Below are 13,752 nucleotides of genomic sequence, written 5' to 3'. Positions count from 1 at the left end.
TACCGTTCCCCATGCGCCAAAAAATGATTATTTTGGCATCACCAACAGGCTAAGAGACAAAATTATAAGATTAAGGTGGTAATAATGGAAGTTATTTTTAAAATAAATAGACAACAACAAAATTCTGTCCCTATTATTAAAACTTATCTGTTGCAGGTAGAACCAGGGAATACAATTTTAGATTGTCTCAATCAGATTAAGTGGGAACAAGATGGGACTTTAGCATTTCGCAAAAATTGCCGCAATACGATTTGTGGTAGTTGTGCAATGCGAATCAATGGACGTTCGGCTTTAGCCTGTAAGGAAAATGTTGGCAGTGAAGTTGCTAGATTACAACAAATATCATCATTCTTGACTAAAGACAATCAGATTCCCGAAATTACTGTAGCTCCCATGGGGAATATGCCTGTAATTAAAGATTTAGTTGTGGATATGAGCAGTTTTTGGAATAACTTAGAGGCAGTTACTCCTTATGTGAGTACAGCAGGACGACAAGTTCCAGAAAGGGAATTTTTGCAAACACCTGAAGAGCGATCGCTCCTTGACCAAACTGGTAATTGTATTATGTGTGGTGCGTGTTATTCAGAATGTAACGCTCGTGAAGTCAATCCAAATTTTGTTGGTCCCCATGCTTTAGCCAAAGCCTATCGGATGGTAGCAGATTCCCGCGATCGCGATACAGAAACCCGTCTAGAAAACTATAATCAAGATACTAAAGGGGTTTGGGGTTGTACCCGTTGTCTTTATTGCGATACAGTTTGTCCCATGGAAGTAGCACCATTAGAGCAAATTACCAAAATTAAACAAGAAATACTCGATCGCAAACAAGCCAGCGATAGCCGCACCATCCGTCACCGCAAAGTATTGATAGATTTAGTCAAAGCAGGTGGTTGGATTGATGAACGCCAATTTGGTGTCCAAGTAGTTGGTAATTATTTTCGTGACCTGAAAGGATTACTGAGTCTTGCACCGTTAGGGTTACGGATGCTCCTTCGGGGTAAATTCCCCCTCTCCTTTGAACCCTCAGAAGGGACTCAAGAAGTGCGATCGCTCATCGAATCCATCCAAAAAACTGAGTAATTTTCTCCCTGCCCCCTGCCCCCTGCCTACTTAGGATCTTGGGGAATATTCAACCTTTGACCAAAACGGTCATAGATCAAAATATCCCACTGTCCATTATTGGTATACTCAAAAGCAATCCGACTACCATCAGCACTAATAGTTGGATTGCGAACTTCCGCTTGGAGATCACCAGTTAAATTCCGTGATTGACGAGTATCGCGATCATATAAGAAAACAGCAGAGCGACCTTGACGACTAGCTACAAAAACCACAAATCGACCATTTTCTGATGCAGAGGGATGAGTAGCGATCGCATCAAACGCATTTAAACCCGGTAAATCCACTAGATTACGAGTCAGCGTATCAAACATATAGACATCTTGACTACCCCGACGGTCAGTATTAAACACAATATATCTGCCAGAAATTTGGGGATTTAAATCTGAAGCCAGACTATTTAAACTACGTCCTCCCCCATCAAAGGGATAATTTAACAACCGGGGATAGCCAAAACATCCAGTTAACAAACTAGAACATAAAAATAAAATAATTGATAACTTGTAACTCCTAATTCTCCCCATCTCACCCACTTTTCTTATTGCGGTAGATTCACACTTGCACCATTAGGAATATCTAACTCAACCGTTGGACCGCGATCTAAAACTTCAATATCCCACCGTCCCCGACCAGCAGATTCAAAAACCACATAACGCCCATCAGGACTAATACTAGGACTTTTGAGCCAACCGCGATAAGTAGGTGTAATAATTTGTGACTTTTGATTAGCGCGATCGTAAAGTCCTACCACCATTCTACCTTGGTCGCTAGTCATATAACAAACATAACGCCCCGTATAACTCAGGCTTGGACTTTCCGCAACAGTGTCTCGACGATTTAAACCCGGTGTCGCAATAAAACTTTGATTTTCTAAATCATACAGCAACAACTGCTGATTACCATTACGATTAGATACAAACGCCAATAACCGACCATTGCCACTCAAAGCAGGTTGCTCCTCAGTGTAGCGAGTATTGAGAGCATTGCTCCCCAAAATTACATCACCAGCACCGCAAGATATCAGCAACCCTGTTAACCCAAAAACCAGGCTCCAACGAATAGATGTTTGGAGCCAGAATGCAAGCCTAAATACTTTCACCTCAAAAATTTTCCGTCGTCTTTAAGACCAGCACCCCAAATACTTTAAATATCCTCATCAAAATCAGTCGAATTATCAGGCGCATCATTTGGTTTTTCGATTGGGTTATATGGTACATAATCAGTAGGAATCGCCTCATCATCATCCCGTTCACGGGGAGAAAAATTAGCAGGTGGACGACGCTTTCTCACCCTGGGAGTAACATCTTCCTCACGAGTTTCTGAGCGCTGGGGTCGGTTATTACTGCGACGTGGCGGTTTTCTGGCTTCCTGCTCCGAATCTTCCCAACTATCTACCTCCCTAGAAACAGAACCCCAATTTTCATCTTCATAACTCTGAGTTGGACGACTCGCTGGCCTTTCAGAAGTGGGACGACGCTTTCTTTGACTTGTTTCTGGTTTTGTCCTACTATTTCGGCGTTCTGAACTACGAGGGGGTTGTTCCTCATAATCATCATTACGAGTTAAACGTTGATCTCTAGTACCGCGAATCCTAGGCCGTGGAGGACGTTCTTCCTCCTCATATTCATAGGGTAGTGGTTCTAAATCAGCATCCATCTCAGCTTGATAATTGCGGCGTTCAGAGTAAGAATACTTTCTGCTCACCTCTCGCTCATCATCCACAATCGGAGTATTCCGCTTCGCTTGTTGAGTCGCAATACCCCGTAGACGAATACTTTCAAAAGCAAAATATACAGTAGTACCAACCAACAACAACTGACCAAATTGCAGAATTGGGTCTAACCGCCATCCTTGGAAAATCAAAATAAAGCCACACAGCAAACCCACTGCCGCAAAAAATATATCTTGATCCCTTGACAATTCAGGACGCACAGTGCGAAGAAAATACAGTGCTGCCCCAGCCACAGCCAAGAAGATTCCTAGAATACTGGCTGAGTTCGCTCCAAAATTTACCTGAGCCAAAACACTGGCTGAGTTCAGCCCGAAATTTACCATTGCTATTTTCCCAATATCAAATCTATGTTAGCGAGTTACAATTAATTTCTCTACTTTAGCCTATCAACATAATATATTCAGGCTGCAAAGCATCTGATCAACAAGCTCTCAAGCCGTTCACCGACTTCCAAATAAAAAACACTCAACCACCTAACGCAAAAAATCTCTCAAACTCTCATTCCTCCGTGTCCTCTGTGTCTCTGTGGTTCGTTTATAGCATTTCCTAGTCCTTTGGTAAAATTGCGAAAAACCTTACCTGTGGTAGGGGTTTAGCACTGCTAAACCCCTATTTTATCAGGTCAAACAATTAAGCATTTTGGAAAAAGTTAATTTTTTAACCGTTTTGAAGATAGGAAAGGGAGAGACAAGTCAAAAATCCAAAAATTAAAACTTCTGCCTCCTGCCCCTTATTTGCTTAAAAACGTTGAATTTTATCCTTTTGGCTAATGAAAATTAGACCAACTGTTGCGGGGATAACCACAATAGCAGTACCCCAAACAAGACTCCAAAGAAAATTTGCTAAAGAGGGTGTCATAGTTCTCAACCTTTTTTTACACAATCCATTTTAATTTTATTTTAATCGTGCATCGCTTTCTTGAGAAGTTATTCAAGATCAGATATCACGAAAGATAGCAAACAAGCGCATCACCTTACTGGTAATTTACGTTACTAGACTCAGTAGCGATCGCTTTTCCTTTACCATAAGCGGTCTAAAGGTACTGGTTATACCGGCTGGTGGGTTCAATGACAAGCCTCAAATAGCGTAAAATCGTTCCCGAATAGGTAGGGGTTGCTGAAAAAGTTATCTGTGAGGGAAGGGAACAGGGAACAGGGAACAGGGAACAGTTTTAGCTATCTTGATATCCTCAATTTCCTAGATCCGACAAGGAAAAATGCAACCGTTTTGAGACACTATTAGCCAAAACTTTGCACCTTTTTGTGACAAAAATCATCGAAACCCTTATTAATAAACGGGTTTAGATTTATTCAGCAAGCCCTAGGTAGTCTGCGCCCATTTATTGAGCGGATACGGCAAAAATGATTTAATTACTCCCTTCCCACAATAAGATTACCTATCTTCTTCTCTTCTTTCTTCCTGCCTTCGTGGTTTATTCAATCGGTATTTTTTGGGTGGGAAGGGAGTAAGTAATTCAATATAAATTAATGCAATCTATCTGCTACACTTTAGTATGTAGATTTGGGTATTGCATTTTAATGACCAATAATTTTAAGATTTGGGGAAATCGTATCAATTTCAAATGTCTTTCCCCTGTTCTGGCTGCATCTCTAGTCATGTTGTTCACTGATTCTGCTTCGGCTTTATCTATGACTTTTACAGATAGTCTGCCGGCCAGTCCACTAAATTTTTCTAACAATAATCTAACGCTAAGTAAATTTGACCCAAGCTTGGGAACTTTAACTAGTTTCGATCTTACTTTTTCTTCTAATACACAAGGTGTCATTAGATTCGAGAGTCTAGAGGCAAGCCCTGCAATCGTAATATTTAACCTTGCAGCTATTAGTACCTTAGATACTTCTATCTTTGGTATTCCTGATGTAGTGTTAAATCCATCTCAATCATCTTACTATAATGTTAGCAACTTTGACGGAATACTAGACTTTAGTGGTACGTCTGGTAGCACTGTGAACGGACTTACAGCTCCGAGCAGTATTTCTTTATCCGGCTTAACTACAAACTTACCAGCCATAACTGGGGTAGGGAGTTACAATTTAACTTTTTCTTCGATAAGTTCATCGTCGTTCACAGGTGCTGCAAATCTACTTTCTCAGATTCAGCAATCTGCTGACGGTAACGTTTCTATTACCTATAACTACGATCCCATAGCAGTTCCTTTCGAGTTTAACTCCGGGTTAGGTCTGTCTGTTTTAGCTGGGCTGTTTGTTGGTAAAAAAGTTCTTAAGAGAACTCCACAAAAAAGATGATCCAATTTCACCAAATCAAAGCGACTTTTCTTCCCCCTGCTCCCTGCCCCCCTGCCGTCACAACGACGGGATATTTTTTTAGTTGGAAGTCTCTAAGAGAATCAAGTCCAAGTGAAAATTATGAGGTAAGTTAATAACTTGTAACGTACCCTTTTTGGCTCATTTTTGGGACATTATATTCAGTATACAAACCGATTTAGTGAGGAACTCTGACAAATCGACCTGTACGATGACCTATAGATAGTGCGATAACGAGGCACTCCGTAAGAATAACACTATCTAGGGCTTTTTCACTCTAAAATTTGACGTTACAAATATTTTCATATCATAGATATTCGCTTCAAAGCAACACAATATTTTGATATTTTTCATTTACCTCCCATATCATCTGGAAATTCTAATTTAATCCCAGCACCCCAATCAACTCAGTACACGCCTATACCTTTCTTCCCTGTTCCCTACCTTTGCTCATAAATAAAGGTTTTCTGTTGTCGGAGAAAATCCCAGCATTTAGTTAAAATTAAAGAGATATTGCTTTACAAAGCTTAAAATATTCTTCACAGATAGTAGCTCAAAACCATGACTGGTGTTAACCTGACCTCTTGGATTCTCGGACCCATTTTGGGACTGATGACATTTTTATTTATTTTCCGCATCATTCTTACTTGGTATCCACAAGTGAATCTCAACCGGATGCCCTTTAATCTAATTGCTTGGCCAACAGAACCCTTTTTAGTCCCATTGCGAAAACTAATACAACCCATTGGGGGAGTAGATATCACCCCCATTATTTGGGTCGGTATCATCAGTTTAATCCGAGAAATTTTACTCGGTCAGCAAGGATTACTGACCATGTTATCTCGTCATGTTTGATAGGTGATTGGTGATTGGTGATAGGTGATAGGTGATTGGTGATAGGTGATTGGTGATTGGTGATTGGTGATTGGTGATTGGTGATAGGTAATAAATTAATTATTCCTCCCCTGCCTCCCCTGCCTCCCCTGCCCCCTGCCCCCTGCCTCCCCTGCCCCCTGCCCCCTGCCCCCTCTACTGCCCTAAATTATTCATCTCCTGGACAAAACTGGTATAAACATTACCCTGCAAAAATTGTGGATTTTCCATAATTTTTTGATGAAATCCGATAGTCGTGGGTAAACCAGTAACAGCACACTCCCGTAAGGCGCGTTTCATTCGACTAATAGCCGTAGCGCGGTCAGGACCCCAAACTATCAACTTACCAATCAAAGAGTCATAATATGGGGGAATTTGGTAATCTGTGTAAACATGAGAATCAATCCGCACACCTGGACCTCCGGGGGGGAGATAACCGCTAATTTTGCCTGGGGCTGGACGAAAATCATGATCTGGATCTTCGGCGTTAATGCGGCATTCAATAGCATGACCACGCAAAACAACCTGTTCCTGAGTCAGTTTCAATCTTTCACCCTGGGCAATACGGATTTGTTCAGTCACCAAATCAATCCCGGTAATCATCTCCGTAACTGGATGCTCAACTTGAATCCGGGTGTTCATTTCCATGAAGTAGAATTTGCCGAATTTGTCAAGTAGAAATTCAATTGTCCCAGCGCCAGTATAGTTGATGAATTGGGCAGCTTTAACGGCTGCTTCTCCCATTTTCTCCCGCAGGTCTGAGTCAAGGGCTGGACTGGGGGCTTCTTCTAGGAGTTTTTGATTGCGACGCTGAATTGAACAATCTCTTTCTCCTAAATGGATCACATTACCGTAGTTATCCGCCAAAATTTGAAATTCAATGTGACGGGGACGCTCGATAAACTTTTCTATATAAACGCCGGAGTTACCGAAAGCTGCTCCTGCTTCCCCTTGGGCTGCTAGAAAAAGTTTCACAAATTCGTCTTCAGAACGGACAAGCCGCATACCTCTACCACCACCCCCGGCCGTGGCTTTGATCATTAAAGGATAGCCCATATCTTTAGCGATCGCTAATCCTTCTTCCTCCGATTCCACCAATCCATCACTACCAGGAACAGTTGGTACTCCTGCTTTTTGCATTGTCTCTTTGGCTGTAGCCTTATCCCCCATTTTCCGAATCGACTCCGGGCTAGGGCCAATAAAAGCGATATGATGATCAGCACAAATTTCCGCAAATCTGGCATTTTCCGCCAAAAAGCCATAACCAGGATGAATGGCCGTAGCATTTCGCGTCAAAGCCGCCGCAATAATATTGGGGATATTCAAGTAACTTTTACTACTGGCAGGTTCACCAATGCAAACCGCCTCATCTGCCAGTTGAACATGGAGGGCGTTCCGGTCAACGGTAGAATGAACAGCTACCGTCGCAATTCCCATTTCTTCACAAGCCCGGAGAATACGAAGAGCGATTTCTCCCCGATTAGCAATTAATATTTTATCAAACTTCATTTTCTAGCTTCGATATTAGTACCTGTAGATTGACATTTTCTCCCATCCCATCGACATAAAGCTGTCTCTTTAATGCAAATTCTGATAAAAAATCCCCAACTCAATTGCTCCCATACCCTTCTTTTAGTTACTTTACTGCTTTTAATATCATTTGTCCGGCAATCAAATTACCATCAGCTTGATATCCGCACTCAGAAATTTTCTCAAAAATTTGCAAAATATTGCACCTTATTTATTTTTTATGCTATATTCTGAATCTAGGCAACCTGTGCGGATGTGGCGGAATTGGTATACGCGCACGCTTGAGGTGCGTGTGGCTTTGCCTTGCGAGTTCGAGTCTCGCCATCCGCATTATTTAAAAAGCTGTGATCGGCAGTTAAAATGCTGGTCATTGCTTTTTTAAAACTTTCAACTATTTAAATATTCTTAGAGTTATTTCCCGCACGATATATATCTCACGTAAAGGCGCAAAGGAAGAAATTTTTGGTCTAAAAATCTCAACTATTTGGGGTATAGCCATGGACAGGGTGGTTAGGACATCAAGTAATAATCAAACTCCTACGACAACAGGGCTTTACTCCTGACTCCTGACTCCTGACTCCTGACTCTTGACTCTTGACTCTTGACTCCTGACTCCTGACTCCTGACTCCTGACTCCTGCTATATATGGTTTTTTGTGCTTTGATAGAGATAGATAAATTTTTATGAAGAAAGTTGACCAAAACTGTTAAGCCGATAAACAATTTAACCAGTCCAACCGTTTGGCATCGCCTCAATCCCATTTGGAAAGGTGATGAAGGAGTGATTCAACAAGGTTTACCCCACACCCAGTTAGCACCCGCTTGGCAATTGCTACTTTTAGGAGATGGTTCTCCTACAAGGCATTTACAGTTGCTAACCGGTGAACCAACGGAAGTGGATATAATTGATATGTCTTTGATTGATATGGATGGAGATGATGCTCCTCAATTAATTGAAGCTATTCCGGGTCCAAGGCTACGGAGACAGGTATGGCTGCGTACTCCCTCCGGTCAAAGGTTAGCTTATGCTACCTCATGGTGGGAAGCTAGTCATGTAGATGAGTATTTACAAAACCGTTCATTACCAATTTGGGCGAGTTTGGCTCGTTTGCGAACTGAGTTGTATAGAGATGTGCAAGGAATTTATTATGGTTATTCTTCGGCTTTAGAGTCGGGCTTTAATGAAGTAGGCCCTTTTTGGGGTCGCCATTATTTATTTTGGCATCATGGGCAACCCCTAACTTTAATTTATGAGGTGTTTTCGCCTTATTTAACTAAATATTTAGGGGCTATGCAGATGATTAACCATTATAAGGTGTAATGTATAAGTTTTAATAATGACGCTGCCTACTGTATCTAGTCGAAGAAATCGAAGAAAGAAGAAACCGTCTTTGGTGTTGACTCTCTCGGCTGCTGGGTTGTTAATTGGTGGTGGAATAGCAGCATATTGGCTATTTACCCAAGGACAGCCATTGTCTAGAGATTTACCTATAGGGGCGAATATTATTCCTGATGATGCCTTGTTTGCGGTGTCCTTGACAACTGATCATCAACAATGGCAAAAGTTACGGGAATTTGGTACACTAGAAGCTCAAAGAGAACTGGATAAAAATTTAGTGATATGGCGAGAACGTCTTTTCACTAATAATGGTTATGATTTCCAAAAGGATGTGAAACCTTGGGTTGGTGATGGGGTGACGATCGCCATGTTATCACCAAGGGGAGATGGTAATCAAGAATCCCTGGTGATGGTGCTACCGATCAAAAATCTGGAAGTGGCTGAGAAGATTTTGAGCGAATCAAAGCCTGGTAATTGGGTTGAACGCAGTTATCAGGGGTTTGTGATTAAAGAAATTCAGAAGTCAGGGAAAATTTTTTCAGTGGCTTTATTAGATCAGCGTTTTTTGGTGATTAGTGATAATTCTACAACAATCGAGAGAGCGATCGCTGCCTATAAAAATAAGACATCTTTAGCACAATTAGCAAGTTTTAAACATAATTTCCCTAAAATTGCCAGTTATCAATCTTTTGCTCAATTTTATCTGAATGTACCTACGGCAGCTAAAATAGCGCAGGGTTTTCCTAATCGGCGTTTACCTGCTCAGGTTTTAACTCAACTTCAAAATAATCAAGGTTTAGCCGGTACTGTCACCCTAGAACCCCAAGGAATGCGTTTTAAGGGAATTTCGTGGTTAAATCCCCAAAGTCAGAGGCTCTTGGCTGTAGAAAACAACGCTGGAGGGATGAAAAATCGTCTACCAGGGGAAACTTTAATGATGCTTTCTGGTAGTAATTTGCAACGGTGGTGGGGTGACTATGTTTCTACATCTGAGGGTAATCCTTTATCACCAATTACACCCAAAGAAGTCCGCGAGGGGGTAAAATCGCTGACGAGTTTGGATTTAGAGCGAGATTTATTGAGTTGGTTACAAGGGGAATTTGCTTTGGCTGTGATTCCCAAAACCCCGAAAAATGCGTTAGGAGAAAATTTTCAGGCGGGTTTAGTATTTATGTCTAAAATAAGTCAGCGTCAAGCTGCGGAAACTGCTCTACAAAAGTTAGATGAGGTGATGAAAAATCAATACCAATTTCAAATTCAACCAGAAACAGTTGCAGGTAAACCTGTAGTTAACTGGATTTCACCTTTTGGAGCTTTAACAGCTACTCATGGCTGGTTAGATGATAATATAGTTTTTTTAGTTGTGGGCGCTCCCATTAGTGATAAAATTCTTTCTCGACCCAATAACCCGTTAGTTAACACCCCCTCTTTTCAACAAACAGTGATCACAGAATTAAATCCACCTAATGGTCAGTTTTTCTTAGATGTGGAGCAGACTGTTAAAAGTTTTATTCCTAATAATTTACCTGGTAATCAACAAACTTTTCTCCAATCAATACGCACAATTGGAGTCACAACTGCAATCAACGATAGTCGTAGTCAACGTTATGATGTTTTTTTATCTTTTAAAAAGGTAGATAAGTAGATTATTTATTAACTAAATTACGATGAGTGATTCAGTAAACATAGTGATTTGGGTAAATTCTGCCAAAGAAGAACTTTTGGAATTTCCTGAAGATGTAATTGATGAAGTTGGGTATGTTCTCTATAGAGTCCAAACTAATCAAACTCATCCTAAAATAAAGCCATTAAAAGGATTTAATGGAGTTTTTGAAATTCGCAGTAATTATCAAACCGACACTTACCGCACTATTTATGCTATAAAAATAGATGATGCTGTGTATGTTCTCCATGCTTTTAAGAAAAAATCCCCCAAAGGTATTAAAACACCTAAACAAACTATTGATCTAATTCAGCAGAGGTTACAAACAGCAATCCAAATTTCACAAATTAGACAATCATGAGATAAATATTATGTTAGATTATACAATCAGTTCTGGCAATATCTTTGAAGCTTTAGGATTTGCTAATGCAGAAGAAAAATTAGCCAAAGTTAAATTAGCTTCCTTGATTGCTGATATTTTAGAACAACAGCAAATTACACCGCAACAAGCTGGACAGATTTTAGGTTTAGAAATTGAGAAAGTAAATAATTTAAGCAACGGTATTCTGAAAGAATTTACAATTGAGAATTTATTAAATTATTTAATCAAATTAGGTCAAAATGTAGAGATAATGGTAACAAATCAACAACAAGATAAATCTCAACCTAAAATTAATGTTGTTTATCAGAAAATTGCCTAATCACAGTTGATACTAAAAGCCTTGATCATAAGTTTAACAACAGTGAAGATATGGCAGAGTTTTTAGACTTATATCAAGCACATCATCTAGGGTATGCAGAAAAAAGAGAGTTAATACAGCACTTTGCTGTTTGAATAATAGAAGGCATGAAACCCAGAAAAGTTATATGAACTGGAATAACCGCCGCAAAGCAGATTAGGATGAAAACAGTCAGAACTGATATTTTTGAAGTGTCCGCTAGGGAGAATAAATTATGAATCTGGTTGTACTCCAGAACTGGCTAGATAATGCTTCCTTTGCCGTTTTATTCTGCACCATGCTGGTGTATTGGGTGGGGGTAGCTTTTCCGAACTTATCGGTGACTGCTGCTTTGGGGACGGCTGGAATGGCGATCGCTAATTTGTGTATTGCTACTCTACTGGGAGCAAGATGGATAGAAGGTGGTTATTTTCCCCTCAGTAATCTCTATGAGTCTCTGTTCTTCTTGACTTGGGGTATCACTGCTGTTCATCTATTGGCAGAATACAATAGTCGCAGTCGGTTGGTAGGCGCTGTTACCTCACCTGTGGCCATGGCGATCGCTGCCTTTGCTACTCTAACTCTACCATCAACAATGCAATTGTCCGAACCCTTAGTACCTGCCCTCAAATCCAATTGGCTGATGATGCACGTCAGTGTTATGATGTTGAGCTATTCGGCTTTGATGGTGGGTGCATTATTAGCGATCGCCTTTTTAATTGTCACACGAGGCCAAAATATCCAACTACAAGGTAGTTCCGTTGGTACAGGTGGCTATCGCAGCAATGGTTACAAACTTCACAAAGCCGGGGAATTAGTTACTCAATTCTCTACACCCAATGTAGAAAATAATGGCTTTACTCGCTTGGAAAGCAGTAACAATGGCAATGGTACCGCCGTTTTAAATTTAGTAACCGTTCCTGAAACACCAACTCAAACAGCTACTAATACCCTCTCACCCCAACGCCTCAGTCTAGCTGAAACCCTCGACAACATCAGCTATCGTGTCATTGGTTTGGGTTTTCCCCTCCTGACCATTGGCATTATCGCCGGTGGAGTTTGGGCAAACGAAGCCTGGGGTTCTTACTGGAGTTGGGATCCAAAGGAAACCTGGGCTTTAATCACTTGGTTGGTCTTTGCAGCCTATCTCCATTCTAGAATTACTCGTGGTTGGCAAGGTAAAAAACCCGCAATTTTAGCCGCCACCGGTTTTGTTGTCGTCTGGATTTGCTATCTTGGTGTAAATCTTTTAGGTAAAGGTTTGCATTCCTACGGTTGGTTTTTGTAGCGATATTCACCAGGAATCCAGTTCCCCTCCCCGCTTGCGGAGAGGTGCTAGGGGTGGGATGTTTTGGAGTAAGCAATATCTTACAATCACTTTATCTTCTCAGTTACATTCCTACGGTTGGTTTTTGTAGAGATATTCACTGGAAATCCAGTTCCCCTCCTCGCTTGCGGGGAGGGGCTAGGGGTGGGGTGTTTTAGAGTAAGTCACATCTTTCAATCACTTTATCTTTTCATCTGTTATATTATTTTGAATTTTAAATTTTCAATTGTTTATGTATTCAACTGCCAATTTTATTACTCCATCATCTCCCCAAGAACCTCAACGCGCTCCCATTGGAGTATTTGACAGTGGTGTTGGTGGGCTAACCGTACTACAACAAATTTATAAACAACTTCCCCAAGAATCTATTATTTATTTTGGTGATACGGCTCGTCTTCCCTATGGTATTCGTTCTCAAGCTGAAATTTTACAGTTCGTGCGGGATATTTTGAATTGGATGCAGCAGCAACAGGTAAAAATGGTAATCATGGCCTGCAACACCAGTTCTGCTCTCGCTTTAGAAATTGTCCGTTCAGAATATAATTTTCCCATCCTGGGGGTAATTTTACCAGGAGCAAAGGCCGCCACACAACAAGGTAAACGCATTGGTGTGATCGCTACCCCAGCGACAGCTAAAAGCAATGCCTATCGACAAGCTATAATTGAGATTAAACCTGATGCCCAAGTTTGGCAAGTCAGTTGCCCAGAGTTTGTACCACTAATCGAACAAAATCGCATCCACGACCCCTACACAACCGAAGTAGCCAAAGCCTATCTAGAACCTCTACTCCAGCAAGAAATTGACACCTTGGTTTATGGCTGTACCCATTATCCCCATTTAGCGCCAATATTGCGATCGCTCCTCCCTTCATACATCAAGCTAGTTGATCCTGCCGTACACGTTGTTATAGCCTGTTCCCAAGAATTAGACCTCTTAGGCATCAAAAATACCCACCCCCCACTACCTACACATTTCGCCGTTAGCGGTTGTCCTGAACAATTTGCTCAGTCTGGATTACAGTTTTTGGGTTATACTCCTATGGTCAAGCAAATATCTTTTCTTGAGTCTCCAATCGCCTAACTCATAAGTTTAGATTTTGGATTTACCCGAAAATAAATCTGGGTGCTTCTACCAGTCTTCTTGATCAAGACTAGTCATAACCCTG

Annotated in this window: 14 protein-coding genes and 1 tRNA gene; 10 read left to right on the top strand and 5 right to left on the bottom strand. The window is 41.0% G+C overall.

Going from position 1 to position 13,752, the window contains the following annotated elements; genetic code table 11:
* Positions 1-84: 84 nt before the first annotated feature.
* Positions 85-1,080, top strand: a complete 996-nt coding sequence (locus tag VB711_RS13740) for a succinate dehydrogenase/fumarate reductase iron-sulfur subunit (protein ID WP_323286639.1) — start codon at positions 85-87, stop codon at positions 1,078-1,080.
* 26 nt (positions 1,081-1,106) lie between these two features.
* Here VB711_RS13740 and VB711_RS13735 read toward each other — a convergent pair whose 3' ends face one another.
* From VB711_RS13735 to psbX, 4 genes are all read right to left on the bottom strand, one after another.
* Entirely contained in the window at positions 1,107-1,643 is a 537-nt protein-coding gene (locus VB711_RS13735) for a Tol biopolymer transporter periplasmic protein (RefSeq protein ID WP_323286638.1), read from the bottom strand.
* A 14-nt stretch (positions 1,644-1,657) separates the two neighbouring features.
* Complete coding sequence (locus VB711_RS13730) at positions 1,658-2,218, bottom strand: hypothetical protein (RefSeq protein WP_323286637.1); 561 nt, start codon at positions 2,216-2,218, stop codon at positions 1,658-1,660.
* Positions 2,219-2,262: 44 nt separating this feature from the next.
* Positions 2,263-3,174 carry a Ycf66 family protein gene (locus VB711_RS13725; protein WP_323286636.1) on the bottom strand — a complete coding sequence of 304 codons (912 nt, stop codon included), beginning with the start codon at positions 3,172-3,174 and terminating at the stop codon, positions 2,263-2,265.
* 415 nt (positions 3,175-3,589) lie between these two features.
* Entirely contained in the window at positions 3,590-3,709 is a 120-nt protein-coding gene (psbX, locus tag VB711_RS13720) for a photosystem II reaction center X protein (protein WP_028083398.1), read from the bottom strand.
* 680 nt (positions 3,710-4,389) lie between these two features.
* Here psbX and VB711_RS13715 point away from each other — a divergent pair.
* Both VB711_RS13715 and VB711_RS13710 read left to right on the top strand, forming a co-directional pair.
* Positions 4,390-5,118, top strand: coding sequence for a choice-of-anchor E domain-containing protein (locus tag VB711_RS13715; protein ID WP_323286634.1), 729 nt, complete (start codon positions 4,390-4,392; stop codon positions 5,116-5,118).
* Positions 5,119-5,697: 579 nt separating this feature from the next.
* On the top strand, positions 5,698-5,991 hold the full coding sequence (locus VB711_RS13710; protein WP_323286632.1) for a YggT family protein: 294 nt from the start codon (positions 5,698-5,700) through the stop codon (positions 5,989-5,991).
* A gap of 174 nt (positions 5,992-6,165) precedes the next feature.
* On the opposite strand, the gene accC is transcribed toward VB711_RS13710, so the two are convergent.
* Positions 6,166-7,518 (bottom strand): acetyl-CoA carboxylase biotin carboxylase subunit, encoded by a 1,353-nt coding sequence (accC, locus tag VB711_RS13705; RefSeq protein WP_323286631.1) that lies wholly within the window; start codon positions 7,516-7,518, stop codon positions 6,166-6,168.
* A gap of 270 nt (positions 7,519-7,788) precedes the next feature.
* Here accC and VB711_RS13700 point away from each other — a divergent pair.
* From VB711_RS13700 to murI, 7 genes are all read left to right on the top strand, one after another.
* A tRNA-Leu gene (locus VB711_RS13700) sits at positions 7,789-7,869 on the top strand.
* A 363-nt stretch (positions 7,870-8,232) separates the two neighbouring features.
* Positions 8,233-8,859, top strand: coding sequence for a chorismate lyase (locus VB711_RS13695; protein ID WP_323286630.1), 627 nt, complete (start codon positions 8,233-8,235; stop codon positions 8,857-8,859).
* Between the two features lie 16 nt (positions 8,860-8,875).
* The gene (locus VB711_RS13690) at positions 8,876-10,522 is read left to right on the top strand and encodes a DUF3352 domain-containing protein (protein WP_323286629.1); all 1,647 of its coding nucleotides are present in this window, start codon (positions 8,876-8,878) and stop codon (positions 10,520-10,522) included.
* A gap of 22 nt (positions 10,523-10,544) precedes the next feature.
* Positions 10,545-10,901, top strand: coding sequence for a type II toxin-antitoxin system RelE/ParE family toxin (locus VB711_RS13685; protein ID WP_323286628.1), 357 nt, complete (start codon positions 10,545-10,547; stop codon positions 10,899-10,901).
* Positions 10,902-10,911: 10 nt separating this feature from the next.
* Positions 10,912-11,241: a helix-turn-helix transcriptional regulator gene (locus VB711_RS13680; protein ID WP_323286627.1), complete on the top strand. Its 330-nt coding sequence runs from the start codon at positions 10,912-10,914 to the stop codon at positions 11,239-11,241.
* 253 nt (positions 11,242-11,494) lie between these two features.
* Entirely contained in the window at positions 11,495-12,547 is a 1,053-nt protein-coding gene (ccsB, locus tag VB711_RS13675) for a c-type cytochrome biogenesis protein CcsB (RefSeq protein WP_323286626.1), read from the top strand.
* 271 nt (positions 12,548-12,818) lie between these two features.
* Positions 12,819-13,667, top strand: a complete 849-nt coding sequence (murI, locus tag VB711_RS13670) for a glutamate racemase (RefSeq protein ID WP_323286625.1) — start codon at positions 12,819-12,821, stop codon at positions 13,665-13,667.
* Positions 13,668-13,752: the final 85 nt, after the last annotated feature.

Source organism: Cronbergia sp. UHCC 0137 (assembly GCF_034932285.1).
Taxonomy (GTDB): Bacteria; Cyanobacteriota; Cyanobacteriia; order Cyanobacteriales; family Nostocaceae; genus Cronbergia.
This window is presented reverse-complemented; position numbering and strand designations above follow the sequence as displayed.